Annotated in this window: 14 protein-coding genes; 12 read left to right on the plus strand and 2 right to left on the minus strand. The window is 64.4% G+C overall.

Annotated elements, in window-relative coordinates:
* Positions 1-42: 42 nt before the first annotated feature.
* Both MSIL_RS17685 and MSIL_RS17690 read right to left on the minus strand, forming a co-directional pair.
* On the minus strand, positions 43-435 hold the full coding sequence (locus MSIL_RS17685) for a type II toxin-antitoxin system VapC family toxin (RefSeq protein ID WP_012592442.1): 393 nt from the start codon (positions 433-435) through the stop codon (positions 43-45).
* On the minus strand, positions 432-653 hold the full coding sequence (locus MSIL_RS17690; protein ID WP_244406177.1) for a FitA-like ribbon-helix-helix domain-containing protein: 222 nt from the start codon (positions 651-653) through the stop codon (positions 432-434). The genes MSIL_RS17685 and MSIL_RS17690 overlap by 4 nt, the downstream gene beginning before the upstream one ends.
* Before the next feature lie 246 nt (positions 654-899).
* Here MSIL_RS17690 and MSIL_RS17695 point away from each other — a divergent pair, with 246 nt between their 5' ends.
* The 12 genes from MSIL_RS17695 to MSIL_RS17750 all read left to right on the plus strand — a co-directional run bounded on the left by MSIL_RS17695 (position 900) and on the right by MSIL_RS17750 (position 16,097).
* Complete coding sequence (locus MSIL_RS17695) at positions 900-2,096, plus strand: FtsW/RodA/SpoVE family cell cycle protein (protein WP_012592444.1); 1,197 nt, start codon at positions 900-902, stop codon at positions 2,094-2,096.
* Positions 2,093-3,208 (plus strand): undecaprenyldiphospho-muramoylpentapeptide beta-N-acetylglucosaminyltransferase, encoded by a 1,116-nt coding sequence (gene murG / locus MSIL_RS17700; RefSeq protein WP_012592445.1) that lies wholly within the window; start codon positions 2,093-2,095, stop codon positions 3,206-3,208. Before MSIL_RS17695 ends, murG begins: the two co-directional genes overlap by 4 nt.
* Positions 3,205-4,611 carry a UDP-N-acetylmuramate--L-alanine ligase gene (gene murC / locus MSIL_RS17705; RefSeq protein WP_012592446.1) on the plus strand — a complete coding sequence of 469 codons (1,407 nt, stop codon included), beginning with the start codon at positions 3,205-3,207 and terminating at the stop codon, positions 4,609-4,611. The genes murG and murC overlap by 4 nt, the downstream gene beginning before the upstream one ends.
* A 40-nt stretch (positions 4,612-4,651) precedes the next feature.
* On the plus strand, positions 4,652-5,599 hold the full coding sequence (gene murB / locus MSIL_RS17710) for a UDP-N-acetylmuramate dehydrogenase (RefSeq protein ID WP_012592447.1): 948 nt from the start codon (positions 4,652-4,654) through the stop codon (positions 5,597-5,599).
* A gap of 15 nt (positions 5,600-5,614) precedes the next feature.
* Positions 5,615-5,992 carry a GIY-YIG nuclease family protein gene (locus MSIL_RS17715; RefSeq protein ID WP_012592448.1) on the plus strand — a complete coding sequence of 126 codons (378 nt, stop codon included), beginning with the start codon at positions 5,615-5,617 and terminating at the stop codon, positions 5,990-5,992.
* Positions 5,993-6,116: 124 nt separating this feature from the next.
* On the plus strand, positions 6,117-7,040 hold the full coding sequence (locus MSIL_RS17720) for a D-alanine--D-alanine ligase (protein ID WP_012592450.1): 924 nt from the start codon (positions 6,117-6,119) through the stop codon (positions 7,038-7,040).
* Between the two features lie 26 nt (positions 7,041-7,066).
* Positions 7,067-7,987 carry a cell division protein FtsQ/DivIB gene (locus MSIL_RS17725; RefSeq protein WP_341871978.1) on the plus strand — a complete coding sequence of 307 codons (921 nt, stop codon included), beginning with the start codon at positions 7,067-7,069 and terminating at the stop codon, positions 7,985-7,987.
* The gene (gene ftsA, locus MSIL_RS17730) at positions 7,984-9,300 is read left to right on the plus strand and encodes a cell division protein FtsA (RefSeq protein WP_012592452.1); all 1,317 of its coding nucleotides are present in this window, start codon (positions 7,984-7,986) and stop codon (positions 9,298-9,300) included. The genes MSIL_RS17725 and ftsA overlap by 4 nt, the downstream gene beginning before the upstream one ends.
* A 194-nt stretch (positions 9,301-9,494) precedes the next feature.
* Positions 9,495-11,204 carry a cell division protein FtsZ gene (ftsZ, locus tag MSIL_RS17735; protein WP_012592453.1) on the plus strand — a complete coding sequence of 570 codons (1,710 nt, stop codon included), beginning with the start codon at positions 9,495-9,497 and terminating at the stop codon, positions 11,202-11,204.
* A gap of 249 nt (positions 11,205-11,453) precedes the next feature.
* Positions 11,454-12,320 carry an outer membrane protein assembly factor BamD gene (locus MSIL_RS17740; RefSeq protein ID WP_012592454.1) on the plus strand — a complete coding sequence of 289 codons (867 nt, stop codon included), beginning with the start codon at positions 11,454-11,456 and terminating at the stop codon, positions 12,318-12,320.
* A 151-nt stretch (positions 12,321-12,471) separates the two neighbouring features.
* Positions 12,472-14,133 (plus strand): DNA repair protein RecN, encoded by a 1,662-nt coding sequence (gene recN / locus MSIL_RS17745; protein ID WP_012592455.1) that lies wholly within the window; start codon positions 12,472-12,474, stop codon positions 14,131-14,133.
* Positions 14,134-14,474: 341 nt separating this feature from the next.
* On the plus strand, positions 14,475-16,097 hold the full coding sequence (locus MSIL_RS17750) for a YncE family protein (protein ID WP_012592456.1): 1,623 nt from the start codon (positions 14,475-14,477) through the stop codon (positions 16,095-16,097).
* The last annotated feature ends 37 nt before the right edge of the window (positions 16,098-16,134 follow it).

Raw genomic sequence — 16,134 nt, forward strand, 5'->3', positions numbered from 1 at the left:
GGCCAGGTCCGATGACGCCCGGCTCCCAATTTCGCAATGAAGTTAAACCAGTTCGATCCGCGCGCGATGGCCGGCGGCCGCGGCTAAACGCCGGTCACGCGTCAGCAGCGGAGCGTCAAGCGCCTCGGCCAGCGCGACATAGGCGGCGTCATAAGCCGTCAGATTGTTCCGCAAATCCCAAATGCGCGGCAGAAGAAAATCGTGCGGATATCGCCGCAAAGGAAGGTCCGCCAGGTCGGCGAGGGCCAAGCCGCCGCGCGCTCTGTCGATCTCGCCGCTCAACGCGTAACGCCGGATCACTTGCGCGACTTCGACATCGAGCAGATGCGGCGCGTGAAGCGTTTGACCAGCGGCGAACAGCCGATCTTCCACCGTTTTCGCCGAGGGCGTGCGTAGAAGGGCTTCAAGAAGCGCGGAAGCGTCGACGACGATCAATTGCGGTCGCGCTCGGCGCGAACCGCTTCGGCTGGGGGCACGGAAGGATCCGTTTCCGTGCGGCTGCGCAAGCGCGCCCGCAACTCTTCAATCGTCGGCCGCTCCGCTGTCTGACGAATCTCGCTGAGCAGATAGTCGGACAATGACATGCCGGCCAGAGCGGCGCGCGACTTCAACTCGCGATGCAGCGCCTCGGGGACATTGCGGATCTGGATCATTACTCCCATGTTTTACACATGGAAGCATGTTCTACACATGTCAATGCTCGAAAGCGATGTTCGTCGCTCCCGTTCGCTTAGCGATGGGTATGGTGGTCTCGCCGAACTGCCCTTCAGGTTAGGAGATCGCTTGCGCCTCAAAACTTGTGAATTTCTCGTCGTTTCAACCCCATCGCAAAAGCCCCTAGCAAAACATTAACCAAAACGCGACAAAGTCGCTCGCAATCGAGGCTTCGAGGATCAGGCATGGCGGCGCGCACGGAACGATCGGCTCTGGCCAATTGGTGGTGGACGATCGATCGCTGGATGCTCGCCGCCATTGGCGCGTTGATCGTCATTGGCCTCGTCCTCACCATGGCCGGCAGCCCGCCTGTCGCCGAACGGCTCGGCCTGCCGCCGTTCCATTTCGTTCATCGTCAGGCGCTCGCCATCTTCCCGACGATCGCGGTGATGCTGCTTGTCTCTTTTCTCAGTCCGCGTCAGGTTCGTCGCGCCGCGCTGATCATTTTCATGATCGCGATGGGCCTCATTATCGCGGCGCTCCTGTTCGGCCATGAGGTCAAGGGCTCGCGGCGCTGGATTTTCGGCATCCAGCCATCGGAGTTCCTCAAGCCCGCCTTCGTCATTCTCGCCGCCTGGGCCTTTTCCGAAGGCGGCAAGCGAAAGGACGTGCCGGGCAACTTCCTCGCTATCATCCTCCTGCCGATGACCATCGCGCCGCTGATCCTGCAGCCCGATTTCGGCCAGACGCTGCTGATCTCGATCGTCTGGGGCGCGCTGTTCTTCATGGCCGGGCTGCATTGGTTCTGGGTTTTTGGCATCGGCGGGGCGGGCTTCGGCGGCGCGCTGCTCGCCTATAAATTCGTGCCGCATGTGCGCTCGCGCGTCCTCAAATTCCTCGATCCCGGCTCGGGCGGCGGCATCGTCGACACCTTTCAGGTCGACACCGCGCTCGACAGTTTTCTGTCCGGCGGCTGGTTTGGCAAGGGCCCCGGCGAAGGCACGGTCAAGCGCATCCTCCCGGACGCGCATACCGATTTCATCTTCGCGGTGACGGGCGAGGAATTCGGCATCGCCGCCTGCCTGTTCATTGCCGCGATCTTCGCCTTTATCGTGCTGCGGGGGCTTCTCCAGGCTTCGCGCAACGACGACCCGTTCTGCCGCTTCGCCGCCGCCGGCCTCGTCATGATGTTCGGCATCCAGAGCGCCATCAACATGGCGGTCAATCTTCATCTGATCCCGGCCAAGGGCATGACCTTGCCGTTTATCTCCTATGGCGGCTCCTCGCTGGTCTCCCTGGCGATCGGCATCGGCTTCCTGATTGCGGTCACACGCAAGCGGCCGGGCGAGCGCATCATCGCCAGCGCACAGGCGGCGCAGCGCGGGAGCCAAATGTCCGCGCTCAAAGGCTATGAGGCGGCCCGGCGGGAAATCTATCCGTGAGCGAAGATCGTCCCATTCTGCTCGCGGCGGGCGGCACGGGCGGGCATCTTTTTCCGGCGCAGGCGACCAGCGAGGCGCTCGCCGCGCGCGGCTTTGCGGTCGAACTCTTCACCGACGAGCGGGCGCAACAATACGGACAGGATTTTCCGGCGCGAGCGATCCATATCGTCAGCTCCGCCTCGCCGCGCGGCTCGGGGCTCATCTCGCGAGCGACGGCGGCTCTGGCGCTCGCTCGCGGCACAATGCAGGCGCGAAAGCTCATCGCGCGCATTCGTCCGCTGGCGCTGATCGGCTTTGGCGGCTATCCGAGCGTGCCGCCTGTGCTGGCGGCGAGCCAGCTTGGCGTTCCGACCGTGATCCACGAAGGCAACGCCGTCATCGGCAAGGCGAATCTCTTCCTCGCCCCCCGCGTGAAGGCCATCGCCAAAGGCTTTGCGACGCTCGACGGCCTCAGCGCCGCGCTGGCTGAAAAAACCCATCTGACCGGAGATCCGGTGCGGCCGATGGTGATCGAGGCGGCGAAAATTCCCTTTCCCGATTTTTCCGACGGAAGGCTGCGGCTGCTCGTCACCGGCGGCTCGCAGGGGGCGCGGGTGATGTCGGACATCGTGCCGGCCGCGATCGAACTTTTGTCCGAAGCCGAGCGCAAAGCCCTGATCGTCACGCAGCAGGCGCGCGGCGAGGACGAGGCGCGGGTGCGCGAAGCCTATCAAAGACTTGGCGTCGAGGCCGAGGTCAGATCCTTTTTTTCCGATCTGCCGTTAAGGATCGCGGCGGCTCATCTTGTGATCGGCCGCGCCGGCGCCTCGACGGTCTCCGAACTGACCGTCATCGGCCGTCCCGCCATACTCGTGCCGCTGCCGCATGCTCTGGATCAGGATCAGGCGGCCAATGCGCGGCAATTCGCGGCCTCGGGCGGCGCGAGCGTCGTCGCGCAGAGCGCATTTTCGCCGCAATGGCTGGCCAATGCCTTGAGCGAGGCGCAAAAAGATCTGGCGGGCCTCGCCCGCCGCGCCGAGGCGGCCAGGGGCGCCGGGATTCCCGACGCCGCGGACCGCCTCGCTGATCTCGTCCTCAGCGTCGCCGGGCAGAAGGAGAGGGTCGCGCCATGAAACTTCCGCATGAACTCGGGCCGATCCATTTCATCGGCATCGGCGGTATCGGCATGTCGGGCATCGCCGAGGTGCTGATCAATCTCGGCTATTCCGTGCAGGGCTCCGACGCCGCCGAGAACGCCAATGTGCTTCGTCTTCGCCGCAAGGGCGCGATCATCCATATTGGCCATCGCGCCGACAATCTTGGCGACGCCGAAGTCGTCGTGGTGTCGACGGCGATCAAGCGCAACAATCCCGAGCTCGCCTATGCGCGCGAATTGCGCCTGCCGGTCGTACGCCGCGCCGAAATGCTGGCCGAGCTGATGCGGCTGAAGCAATGCGTCGCCATCGCCGGCACGCATGGCAAGACCACGACCACATCGCTCGTCGCCACGCTGCTCGAAGCGGGCGGCTTCGACCCGACGGTGATCAATGGCGGCATCATCAACGCCTATGGCACCAATTCCCGGTTAGGCGCCGGCGACTGGATGGTGGTCGAGGCCGACGAAAGCGACGGCACCTTCTTAAAACTGCCGGCTGACGTCGCCATCATCACCAATATCGACCCTGAACATCTCGACCATTTCGGCACCTTCGAGAATATCCGCAAGGCGTTCCGCTCCTTCGTCGAAAACATCCCCTTTTATGGCTTCGCCGTCATGTGCCTCGATCATCCGACGGTGCAGGAGCTCGTCGGCCAGATCGAGGACCGGCGCGTCATCACCTATGGCGAGAATCCGCACGCCGACGTGCGGCTCGTCGATATCGACCTTGCCGGCGGCATGTCGCGCTTTTCGGTGGTCGTGCGCGACCGCAAGAGCGGCGGCGAAACCGTGATTGAAAAAATCCTCATGCCGATGCCCGGCCTGCATAATGCGCTGAACGCCACGGCGGCCATCGCCGTCGCGCATCAGCTCGGCATGAGCCCCGACCAGATCCGGGGCGCGCTCGCGGGGTTTGGCGGCGTCAAGCGCCGCTTCACCCGCACCGGCGAATGGAACGGCGCCATCGTGTTCGACGATTACGCGCATCATCCGGTCGAGATCGCCGCTGTGCTCAAAGCCGCGCGCGCCTCGACCAAGGGCCGCGTCATCGCAATCGTGCAGCCGCATCGCTACACGCGCCTGCATTCGCTGTTCAATGAATTCGCGGCCTGCTTCAACGACGCCGACGCGGTGATCGTCGCCGACGTCTATCCGGCGGGCGAGGCGCCGATCGAAGGCGCCGACCGCGACGGCCTCGTCGCTGCCATCAAGGCGCGCGGCCATCGCCTCGCCATGCCGCTGGCCCGTCCCGCCGATCTGTCGCGGCTGGTCCGCCAGCTGGCGCGGCCCGGCGATTACATCGTGCTGCTCGGGGCCGGCAACATCACCCAATGGGCCTATGCCTTGCCGGGCGAACTCGCGGCGAGCGCGGCGTAAGCCTTTGCGACCGCAGCCCGACTTATTGGAGCCTCGCCCCTTGGCGTTTCCGGATTTGACGCCGGAGCTGCGGCGGGCGATGCCGGATCTGCGCGGCGCGATTAGCCCCAACGCGCCGCTGTCGGGACTGACCTTCTTTCGCACCGGCGGCCCGGCCCAAATTTTGTTCGAACCGGCCGATGAAGCCGATCTCGCCTATTTCCTGCAGCGCCTCGACCCAAACCTCAATGTCATGACCCTTGGCGCGGGCTCGAATCTGCTTGTGCGCGACGGCGGGATCAAGGGCGTCGTCATCCGGCTCGGGCGCCCGTTCGAGGAAATCGCGATCGAAGGTTTGCGCGTCACGGCAGGGGCCGCCGCGCGCGACATGAAGCTCGCCCTTGTCGCGGGCCGCGCAGGCGTCGCGGGACTTTCCTTTCTGCGCGGCGTACCGGGATCGATCGGCGGCGCGTTGCGCATGAACGCCGGCGCCTATGGGTCAGAGATCAAGGATCGCCTGATTTGCTGCCGCGTCGTCGACCGCGCCGGAAAAATCATCGAATTTGCCAACGCCGATATGGGCTTTTCCTATCGCCACAGCGCAATCGGCCCGGACGTCATTTTCACCGGCGCGACGTTTGAAGGCCTGCCCGGCGAGCCCGAAAAGCTGATGGCCGAGATGGCGGAGATCACTGCCGAGCGGGGCAAGACCCAGCCTGTGAACAGCCGCACCGGCGGCTCGACCTTCAAGAATCCGCCGGGCCACAAAGCCTGGGCGCTGATCGACGCCGCCGGCTGCCGCGGCCTAACAATCGGCGACGCGCAAATCTCGCAGCTCCACTGCAATTTTCTGATCAATCAGGGGTCCGCTGCGGCGGCGGATCTTGAAGCCCTCGGCGAGGAGGTCCGCACCCGGGTCAAGGCGACAAGCGGCGTGTCGCTGGAATGGGAGATTTTGCGGGTGGGGGAGGGACCTCTCCGAATCCCTCATCCTGAGGAGGACGCGTAGCGTCCGTCTCGAAGGATGGGGATTCCAGATGCAGGCGCCTCAATCTACATTCTGCGATGCGCGGACGGCGGCTATTACACTGGCGTCACGCGCCGTTCGGTCGCAGAGCGCGTGAGCGAGCATGCGCAGGGATTGATCGACGACAGTTACACAAAAACCCGACTGCCAATCGAACTTGTCTTTGACGAATTTTATGAGCGAGCCGATGAAGCGGTCGCCGCTGAGCGCCGCATCAGGGGGTGGTCGCGCGCCAAGAAGGAAGCATACATGCGGGGCGATTTTGCCGCTTTGTCCGCTTTGGCGCGGCGCAGGGGAAAGAGCGAACAGCCGACGAGCGATCCCCCGTCCTTCGAGACGCAGGCTTCGCCTGCTCCTCAGGATGAGGGATCTTGAATCATTCCTCAATCCCGCTCCCTCTCAAAACCCTCATCCTGAGCAGCGCTGAAGGCGCGGCTCCTCAGGACGAGGATTTCCTAAAACTCCGCAATGCCGCCTTCACCAAAAAACGGAAGTCCCAATGAGCAAACATGTCGCCGTTCTGATGGGCGGACTCTCGGCTGAGCGCGAGGTTTCGCTGCGCTCGGGCGCCGCCTGCGCCAAGGCGCTCGAAGCGGAAGGATTTAGGGTCACGACGCTCGACGTCGACCGCGACATCGCGCAAAAGCTCGCGGCGCTGCGGCCCGACGCCGCCCTCAATGCTTTGCACGGACGCTATGGCGAAGACGGCGTGATCCAGGGCGTGCTTGAAATGCTCGCCATTCCTTATACTCATTCCGGCGTGCTCGCCTCGGCGCTCGCCATGCAGAAGGATCGCGCCAAAGATGTTCTGCGCGCCGCCGGCGTGCCGGTGGCCGAGGGCGTCACCATCGGGCGCTTCGAGGCGGCCAAGGCGCATGTCATGACGCCGCCCTATGTGGTCAAGCCGCTCGGCGAGGGCTCGTCCTTCGGGGTCATCATCGTGCGCGCCGATCAGACGCATCCGCCGCAGGAGCTGACGCGCGACGACTGGGCCTATGGCGACCTCGTTCTGGTCGAACGCTTCGTCGCCGGACGCGAACTGACCTGCGCCGTCATCGGCGACAAGGCCTATGGCGTCACCGAAATCCGCGCCGCGGACGGCGGATGGTACGATTATGACGCAAAATACAAGGCTGGCGGCTCGATCCACATCCTTCCGGCAAATCTTAAAGAATTTGTTTACCAAAATGTACAAGAGTTAGCTCTTGTGGCGCACAGAGCGCTCGGCTGTCGCGGGGTAAGCCGGACTGACTTTCGCTACGACGATACGCCTCAAGGGACAGGCGAGCTCGTCGTGCTCGAAGTCAACAGCCAACCCGGAATGACCGAGACGTCGCTGGTGCCAGAGATCGCGGCATATGCCGGCATATCTTTTGGTGAGCTTGTTCGATGGATGGTCGAAGACGCTTCCTGCGATCGCTAACCGCGAGGCAGGGCGAATTTGCGCAGATGGCGCCTTTCGGCGCGGCGCTCGCCGCTCCGGCGGCGGCTGCCCGGCGCGCGCAAATGGCGAAGCCGCGGGCGCGCCGGCCAAGGCAGGGCGCGCGTCATCGTCTGCTCGCGCGGCTGAGCGGGAGCGGCGCGACCTTCGTCTTCGTCGTAGCGCTGTTCGCCGCGACTGGCGTCTATGGCGCGGTGAGGGGCGGTCATTATCAGGCGATGGTCGAGGCCTATGGCGAGCCCGCCGACATCATGGCGCGGGCGCTCGGTTTTCGCATCAAGGCCGTGACGATCGCCGGCCAGAACGAGCTCACGGAAGCGGAAATCCTGGCCGCAGCCGGCATTGGCGAGCGCAATTCGCTTCCCTTCCTCGATGTCGCCAGGGTGCGCGACAGGTTGCGCGCGATTCCCCTCGTCAAGGAAGTTAGCGTCGCCAAGCTCTACCCCAATCGCCTGCTGATCGAGATCGAGGAGCGCCAGCCCGCGGCGCTCTGGCAGAAAGATGGAACGGTCCACATCGTCGCGACCGACGGCATGATGATCGACGATCTGCGCGACCAGCGCTTCGCCAATCTGCCGCTCGTCGTCGGCGACGACGCCAATATGAGGCTTGACGACTATCGCGCGATTCTGGAGGCGGCTGGCCCCCTGCGCGAAAAAATCAGAGCCGGGGTTTTCGTTTCAGGCCGCCGCTGGAACCTCAAGATGGCCGATGGCGTCGATGTCCTGCTGCCGGAAACCGATCCCGCCGCGGCGGTCGAAACGCTCGTCCGGCTACAGCGCGAATCACGCGTTCTCGACAAGGCGGTGCTCTCGATCGACCTGCGCCAGCCGGGCCGCATGACCGCACGGCTGACGGAAGAGGCGAGCGCCGAGCGCGCCGCTGCGGCCGCCGCGCATAAGCCAAAGTCGAAAGGCGGCCAGATATGAGTTTCGAGACCCTGCCGCCGCGCCTGCGTCCCCTGTCGGAACGCAAAAGCGCGATTTTATCCGTGCTGGATATCGGCACCTCGAAGGTCGTCTGCCTGATCGCGCGGCTCAATCCCAATACGTCGTCCGAGGCTCCAAGGGGGCGCACGCATCGCTGTCGCATTCTCGGCATCGGCCACCAGCGCTCGCGCGGCGTCAAGGGCGGCGCGATCATCGATATGGACGCGATCGAGGATTCGATCCGGCGCGCCGTCGACGCCGCCGAGCGCATGGCTGGGGTCGAGGTCGAAAGCGTGATCATCAACGGCACCGGCGGCCGTCTTGGCTCGCAGCTGTTCGACGCCAAGGTCGCGATCGGCGGCCGCGCGGTCGCGCAGCCCGACATCCATCGCGTGCTCGAAGCCTGCACGGCGCACGGCGGGCGCGATGGGCGCGCGGTCCTCCATTCCCTGCCGATCGGCTTCTCGATCGGCGAGACGCGCCATATCGAGGATCCGCGCGGCATGATCGGCGAAGAGCTCGGCGCCGAGATGCATGTGCTCTCCTGCGACGCTGCGGCGGCGCGCAATCTGATGCTCGCCGTCGAGCGCTGCCATCTGCGCGTCGACGCCATGGTCGCGACGCCCTACGCCGCTGGCCTTTCGGTGCTGGCCGACGATGAAGCCGAACTCGGCGCCGCCCTCATCGACATGGGCGGCGGCACCACCACCGTCAGCATGTTCGCCGGCGGCAATCTCACCTATGTCGACGGCTTCGCGCTTGGCGGCAATCATGTCACGACCGATATCGCGCGCGGCCTCAGCATCCGGCTCGCCGACGCCGAGCGGCTGAAGACGCTTTACGGCGCCTGCATGACCTCAGCCTCCGACGAGCGCGAGACCGTCGCGGTCGTCCAGGTCGGCGAGGACGGCGACCACCCGGCGCATCTGCCGAAATCCAATCTGATCTCCATCATCAAGCCGCGCGTCGAGGAGATCCTCGAGGTCGTGCGCGACAGGCTGAAGGCTTCGGGGTTTCCGGCTCATGCCGGACGGCGCATCGTGCTGACGGGCGGGGCGAGCCAGCTTTCCGGCATGCCGGAGGCGGCCAAGCGCATCCTGTCGGGCCAGGTTCGCCTCGGACGCCCGCTCGGCGTGCAAGGGCTGCCGGAATCGGCCAAGAACCCGGCCTTCTCGGCGGCGGTCGGCCTGCTGGTCTATCCTCAAGTCAGCGGCAACGAACATTTCCGGCCTTCGCGGGTCCCGAGCATCGCGGCTTCTGAGTCGCCGGGCTATATGGGGCGCGTCGGGCGCTGGCTGAAGAGCAGTTTCTGATCGCTTGGGTTTAGGGAGGAGCGGACCTCCCAAAGCCCTGTGATCGAAAGGATCGCCTGAGCGCCGCGCGAAGCGGTCGGGCAAAAAAGTCGAAAGCGGAACGCAAGGGGTGGCGGCCTCGAGCGCTTCGTCCAAATGAACCAAACCAATCCTGGGCGACCTTCACCGGCGCTCCAACGTCGAGAGGCCAGACGATGACGATCAATCTCAAAGCACCCGAGCTCCGCGAGCTCAAGCCGCGCATCATGGTGTGCGGCGTTGGCGGCGCCGGCGGCAACGCCGTCAACAATATGATCGTCTCGGGGCTGATCGGGGTCGATTTCATTGTCGCCAACACCGACGCGCAGGCGCTGACCTCGTCGCGCGCCGAACGCATCATCCAGATGGGACTGCAAGTGACCGAAGGCCTCGGCGCTGGTTCGCAGCCTGAGGTTGGGCGCGCCGCGGCGGAAGAGGCGATCGAGGAAATCCGCGATCACCTGTCCGGCGCTCATATGTGCTTCGTCACCGCCGGCATGGGCGGCGGCACCGGCACGGGCGCGGCTCCGGTCATTGCGCGGGCCGCGCGCGACATGGGCATCCTGACGGTCGGCGTCGTGACGAAGCCGTTCCAGTTTGAAGGCTCGCGCCGGATGCGGCTCGCGGAATCCGGCATCAACGAGTTGCAAAAAGCCGTCGACACGCTGATCATCATCCCGAACCAGAATCTGTTCCGCATCGCGACCGAGCGGACCACTTTCGCTGACGCCTTCGCGATGGCCGATCAGGTGCTCTATTCGGGCGTCGCCTGCATCACCGACCTCATGGTCAAGGAAGGCCTGATCAATCTCGACTTCGCCGACGTGCGCGCCATTATGCGCGAGATGGGCAAGGCGATGATGGGCACCGGCGAGGCATCGGGCGACCGGCGCGCCATTCTCGCGGCGGAAGCCGCGATCGCCAATCCGCTGCTCGACGAAGTGTCGATGAAGGGCGCGCGGGGTCTGTTGATTTCGATCACCGGCGGCAATGACCTCACCCTTTACGAGGTTGACGAGGCGGCCGGCCGCATCCGTCAGGAAGTCGACGAGGACGCCAATATCATCCTTGGCGCGACCTTCGATTCCTCGCTCGACGGCATCGTGCGCGTCTCGGTCGTCGCCACCGGCATCGACCAGCCGGCCGGCGTCTATGAGCTCAACGCCGCCGAGAACCGCATCACCGAAGTCGCCAACCGGCTGCGCGCGCAGACTGCGGCGCGGCCGATCGAGACGGCGCCCGCGCCCGTGTTCGAACATGCCGCAGCGCCAGAAGTCTATGCGCCGCCAGTCCGCGAAGCCTATGAGGAGCGCATTCCGCAGCCGCAGACGCGCCCGCAATATGCCGCCGCGCCGCAGGGCGTTTATATTGAGGAGGCCCAGGCGCCGCAGCATCGCTACGCCGAGCCGGCCAAGCCGCAGGCGCGAATCGACGATCATTTCGATCCCGGCCCATTCATCCCCGCGGCGCCGGAATCGCCCGTGGTGCGGCCGCAAAGAATGCCGCAGATCGACGATCTGCCGCTGCCGGCGCAAAACCAGCTTCGCGCCCAGCGTGGCGAGGCCCCGGCGCAGCAACACCCCCACCCCGAGGCGAAGCGCCGCTCGCTGCTGGAGCGACTTGCCTCCTTCGGCGCCGGCCGCCAGGACGAAGGTCCGGGCGTCGCCATCTCGCCCGAGCAGCGCCAGCAGGCGCCGCAGCTCCGGCTGCCGCAGCCGCGCCCGCAGGGGCCAAACCCGGTGCAGGCCGAATATGGCAAGCGGCCGCAGCAGCCGGCGCCGCAGCAGCGGCCGCCGCAACCCGATCCGCGCGCCGCCTATCAGACCCGCGTCAGCGAAGAGGACCAGCTCGAAATCCCGGCTTTCCTGCGCCGGCAGTCGAGCTGAACGGGGCGTCTCCCGGTCGGCGACGGCGCCATCGCTTTGGAAAAATGATCGCGGGGCTTCACGAGGGTCGGCGGCGCCACACTAATGCCTTTGTGACGCCGCACAGCTAAATCCGCGCAGGAATGGCCCTCAGCGGCCGTCCGGCGTGAGACACAAGTGTTTTTCACGGACGACGATCGAGCGATCCGCATGACCCATGCATTGAAGGCTGTTCGCATTTCCCCCGCGCGGCGCTCCATCAGGCGCTCTATGGGGCGTTCTTGGCGCTTGGCGCTCGGACTTGCCGGCGCGCTCGCGCTGCCCGCCGCCGCCAGCGCCGACATGCTTGACTCGCTGAACCCGATGAACTGGTTCAGCGGCGACAAATACAAGCCGGAAATCCTCAAGGATACGCCGGCCGAGGATCTCTATAATCAGGGGCTTGCCCGCCTGAAGGTGAGGGACTATCCCGCCGCGGCCAAGTCCTTCGCCGCGCTCGACAAGCAATACCCCTATTCGCAATGGCAGAGGAAAGGTCTCATCATGACCACCTTCGCCCAGTATCAAGCCGGGTCCTATGAGGACGCTATCGGCTCGGCCAAGCGCTATATCGGGCTGTTTCCGCAGGCCGCGGACGTCGACTACGCCTATTATCTCGAGGCGATGTCCTATTATAACCAGATTCCCGACATCAGCCGCGATCAGGACCGCTCCGCCAAGGCCGCCGATCTTTTTGCGCAGATCATCGAGAAATATCCGAAATCCGAATATGTCGACGATTCGCGCTACAAGCTGCAGGTGACGCGCGATCAGCTCGCCGGCAAGGAAATGATGGTCGGGCGCTTCTATCTTAATCAGCGCAATTATGTCGCCGCCGTCGGCCGTTTCCGCGAAGTGCTCGCCAAATATCAGACGACGCGCCACGCCGAGGAGGCCTTGATGCGCCTGACTGAGGCCTATCTGGCCCTGGGCGTGCCGCAGGAGGCGCAGACCGCGGCCGCGATCCTTGGCCACAACTTCCCCGATTCGGTCTGGTACAAAGACGCTTACGCGCTGCTGCGGACCGATGGGCTGGAGCCGACCGAGGACAAGGGTTCGTGGATCTCCAAGGCCTTCTCGAAACTGGGCCTCGGCTAGGCCGCACCGTCCGCACCCGATCGCTGCTGAGCCTTGTGCCAGCGTGAAATCTCTGCAATTTTTCAGCGCCATGCGTTAAGAACGCATGTCGCGCGGCTTTCCCCGCCTGCGGCTTGACACAAGGTCCCCGGGCGGGAAAAGCGGCGCCGCGATGCTGGTTCAGCTCTCCATCCGCAACATTGTCCTGATCGACCGGCTCGACATGAGTTTTGCCGGCGGCCTCAGCGTGCTGACCGGCGAGACCGGCGCCGGCAAATCGATTTTGCTCGATTCCTTTTCCCTCGCCCTTGGCGCGCGCGGCGACGGTTCCCTTGTCCGCGAAGGCGAGGCGCAGGGCCAGGTCACCGCGGCCTTCGACCTTGCGCCCGACCATCCGGCCCTGAAGGCGGCCAACGCGCAGGATATCGAGACCGACGGCTCTCTGATCCTGCGCCGCGTGCAACTCGCCGACGGGCGAACGCGGGCCTTCGTCAACGACCAGCGCGTCACCTCGCAGGCGCTGCGCCTCGTCACCCGCGAACTTGTCGAGATCCACGGCCAGCACGACGACCGCGCGATGGTCGATTCGACGACGCACCGCGCCCTGATCGACGCCTATGGCGGGCTTCAGCCGCAATTATTCGCAACCCGCGCCGCGCATGGCAGATGGCGCGATTTGTCGGCGCAAAAAGCCCGCGAGGAGGTCCGCATCGCCAAGGCGCGCGCGGACGCCGATTACCTGCGCCACGCCTTTGCCGAACTCGACAAACTCAGCCCCGAACCCGGCGAGGAGGAGGCGCTCGCGGCGCGCCGCACTTTGATGATGCAATCGGAAAAGGTCGCTGCCGATCTCCGCGACGCCTATGAGTCCGTTGCAGGCGATCATTCGCCGATGTCGGCTTTGTCGGCGGCGCTGCGCCGGCTGCAGCGGCGAGAGGCGCAGGCGCCGCAGCTGATCGAGCCGCCGGCGCAGGCGCTGGACGCGGTCCTGACCGCGCTCGACCTCGCCGGCGAGGCGCTGGCCCAGGCGCTGCGGGAGGCCGACTATGACCCGCGCGAACTGGAGCAGGTCGAGGAGCGTCTGTTCGCCCTTCGCGCCGCGAGCCGTAAATATTCCGCGCCCGTCGATAGCCTGCCGCAGCTTGCGGAAAATTTTGCGGCCGCGCTTGAGGAGCTCGACGCCGGCGAGGCGCGGCTCGAGGCTTTGACGAAGGATGTGGCGCTGGCCGAGGCCGATTATGGGAAGGCTGCAAAAGAGCTGTCGGCCGCGCGGAAAACAGCTGCAATCGCGCTCGATCGCGCCGTCAACGCCGAACTCGCGCCGCTGAAACTCGAAGGAGCGCGTTTTTCGACCGCGATTGGGCCAGAGGCGGCCGGCCCCGAAGGGATCGACGCGATCGAATTCTGGGTTCAGACCAACCCCGGCACGCGGCCCGGGCCGCTCATGAAGATCGCCTCCGGCGGAGAACTCGCGCGCTTCATGCTGGCCCTGAAAGTCGTGCTCGCTGAAAGGGGGTCCGCGCCGACCCTCGTCTTCGACGAGATCGACACCGGCGTCGGCGGCGCCGTCGCCGACGCCATCGGCCAAAGGCTTGAGCGGCTCGGCCGCCGCGTGCAGGTGCTCGCCGTCACCCATGCGCCGCAGGTCGCGGCCAAGGCGGAAAGCCATTTCCGCATCGCCAAGGACGCCGCAGAGCCCGGCCGCGTGGCGACTCGCGTCATGGCGCTGGCGGCGGACGCTAGGCGCGAGGAAGTCGCGCGCATGCTCGCCGGCGCAACCATCACCAATGAGGCTCGTGCCGCCGCGGCGCGGCTGATGCAGCGCGCGAAGTGAGCCGGGACGCGCTGCCTGCTTGAAGTCTGCCGCCGCAGCTGTGACCTTGCAGGCGTCCTTGGAACGGCCGCTCAAAAATTGCGGAGACTTTGGATCATTTCGTGTGCAGAGGCGGCGATCTGCCGATGCGCTTTCCAAAAGTATGTTGTTGGCGTTTGCGCAGAGGATTTGCTGCGATTCTATTCATGTCATTTGCTTGACACGCCACGTTCAAAGCCTTTTGACCGGCCCACTTGACGCCAGAAAACGACAACACTACGCTTCCCCCAGATTTTTTAACGAAACGAATTGGCCGAGGCCGCGCCATGTCTATATGGCGGAGGCGCAGACGGAGTATGATTATGCACATCATAAACCGCAGCAAGTCGGCGTTCGCATCGGTTAACGTCGTGACATTGCTCGCCATTGTCATCGCGGCGTTCGGAGCGATGGCATGGCTGGAGCAGGCGTCTGCGTGGCCGCAGCCAGTCGGGCCCTTCGCTTATGTGAACGGCGGAGATTCCCTGTCAGTGATCGACACGGGAACCAACAAGGTCGTCGCCAAGATCGAGCTCGGGTGCCTCCCCGCAAATAGCCAGGTCTCGCCGGACGGCAAGACCGTATACGCCATATGCCAGAAGTCTGGCAGTAAGGAAAACATCGCGGCGATCGATACGAGAACCAACGCGGTTGCGGCGCGGGTGCAGGTGGCGGGAATCCCAAACAGCATCGTGATAAGCCCAGACGGCAAAAGCGTCTATGTCGCATATAAGAAAAATGAATATGGACCTCTGCAGGATAACATAGCGGTGATCGACGCCGCCACAAACAGGGTGACGGGCTCGATCCTGGGCCGCAATGTGGTCGCAGGGCAAGACGGCAAGCGCATCTATGTCGGGTCCGCCGATAGCCTTCAAGTTATCGATACGGCAACCGGCAAGACGGTGACGACAATTCCGCTCGGCGGGGCGCCGGACAGGCTGGCCGTGACGCCAGATCAGAAGCGCGCTGTCGTCGTGCGCAATCTCGGCCCGTACTCAGATCTCGTTATCGTCGACCTCAATCTCAACGTGGCGGCGGCGGCGGTTGACCTTAGTAACTTCACCCAAACCTACGATCTCGCGATCAATCCGGATGGTCAGCGCGTCTACGTTACCGGATGCGTGGCGGGGATCGATATTTGTGAAATCGGCGTGATTGATCTGAAGATCAATACGCTCATTGCTTTTGTGGGTCTTCCACGGAACGTCGCCCAGATGACCGTGACCCCGGACGGAAAATACGTTTATGTTACGGGATTTTATGCTACTGCATGGGGTGAGGCTCAAGGATTTATATCCATCCTCGACACGCGGACGAACCTGATTACGGCCGGCAAAGCCGTGCCGGCTGTTCCCGGCTATGCGGCCGCGACGCCCGATAGCAAACAGATCTACGTGCCGTTGTTCCCGGCGTTCGCTACCGATTCGTCGAAAATGTGGGTCTTCAACAGCTCCAACAACACGGTCGCCGCAACGCTTGTTAACCTCGCCGGCAACGTCGCCATCGTTCCAGCGCCGCCCGGTCTGCCGTTTACCGACTACAGGATGTCGCATCTGGAGTTTACGTATGGCGCCAAACCAAACGAGGACGCATTCAGTTTTTATTCCAGCACCACGCTGAACAACGCAAGCAACGGCATTCGTCCGGACCTCGAAGGGCTGAGGCTCGATTTCGGCGGTTTCGTCGCGACGGTGGCGTCTGGGAAGTTCAAGAAACAGTCGGACGGCTCGTTTGTCTACAATGACCGCATCAACGGCGTCCTCTACAACGCCTACATTAAGCCGGCGGGTGTTTCGTCCTACGTCGTGCATTTGCTGCAGTCGGGCCTCAAGCTGCCGCCGCTCGCAAATCCGGTTCAGGTGCAGCAGACGATCGGCGACGATAGCGGCGTGCATGCGGTGCAGGCGATCATCAGGCCGCCTTTGATGTCTGTCAGCCGATAGGGGTGATTGGCGCGCAGCCGCCGTCTTCTCTCACTGC

The organism is Methylocella silvestris BL2 (genome assembly GCF_000021745.1).
Classification (GTDB): Bacteria; Pseudomonadota; Alphaproteobacteria; order Rhizobiales; family Beijerinckiaceae; genus Methylocapsa; species Methylocapsa silvestris.

Bases quoted from the DNA above. Each gene is read 5' to 3' on its own strand.
- MSIL_RS17690 (WP_244406177.1), bottom strand. From the start codon at position 653: ATGATCCAGATCCGCAATGTCCCCGAGGCGCTGCATCGCGAGTTGAAG.
- MSIL_RS17750 (WP_012592456.1), top strand. From the start codon at position 14,475: ATGCACATCATAAACCGCAGCAAGTCGGCGTTCGCATCGGTTAACGTC.
- MSIL_RS17695 (WP_012592444.1), top strand. From the start codon at position 900: ATGGCGGCGCGCACGGAACGATCGGCTCTGGCCAATTGGTGGTGGACG.
- ftsA (WP_012592452.1), top strand. From the start codon at position 7,984: ATGAGTTTCGAGACCCTGCCGCCGCGCCTGCGTCCCCTGTCGGAACGC.
- MSIL_RS17740 (WP_012592454.1), top strand. From the start codon at position 11,454: ATGGGGCGTTCTTGGCGCTTGGCGCTCGGACTTGCCGGCGCGCTCGCG.
- ftsZ (WP_012592453.1), top strand. From the start codon at position 9,495: ATGACGATCAATCTCAAAGCACCCGAGCTCCGCGAGCTCAAGCCGCGC.
- MSIL_RS17725 (WP_341871978.1), top strand. From the start codon at position 7,067: ATGGCGCCTTTCGGCGCGGCGCTCGCCGCTCCGGCGGCGGCTGCCCGG.
- murC (WP_012592446.1), top strand. From the start codon at position 3,205: ATGAAACTTCCGCATGAACTCGGGCCGATCCATTTCATCGGCATCGGC.
- MSIL_RS17720 (WP_012592450.1), top strand. From the start codon at position 6,117: ATGAGCAAACATGTCGCCGTTCTGATGGGCGGACTCTCGGCTGAGCGC.
- MSIL_RS17715 (WP_012592448.1), top strand. From the start codon at position 5,615: ATGGGGATTCCAGATGCAGGCGCCTCAATCTACATTCTGCGATGCGCG.
- recN (WP_012592455.1), top strand. From the start codon at position 12,472: ATGCTGGTTCAGCTCTCCATCCGCAACATTGTCCTGATCGACCGGCTC.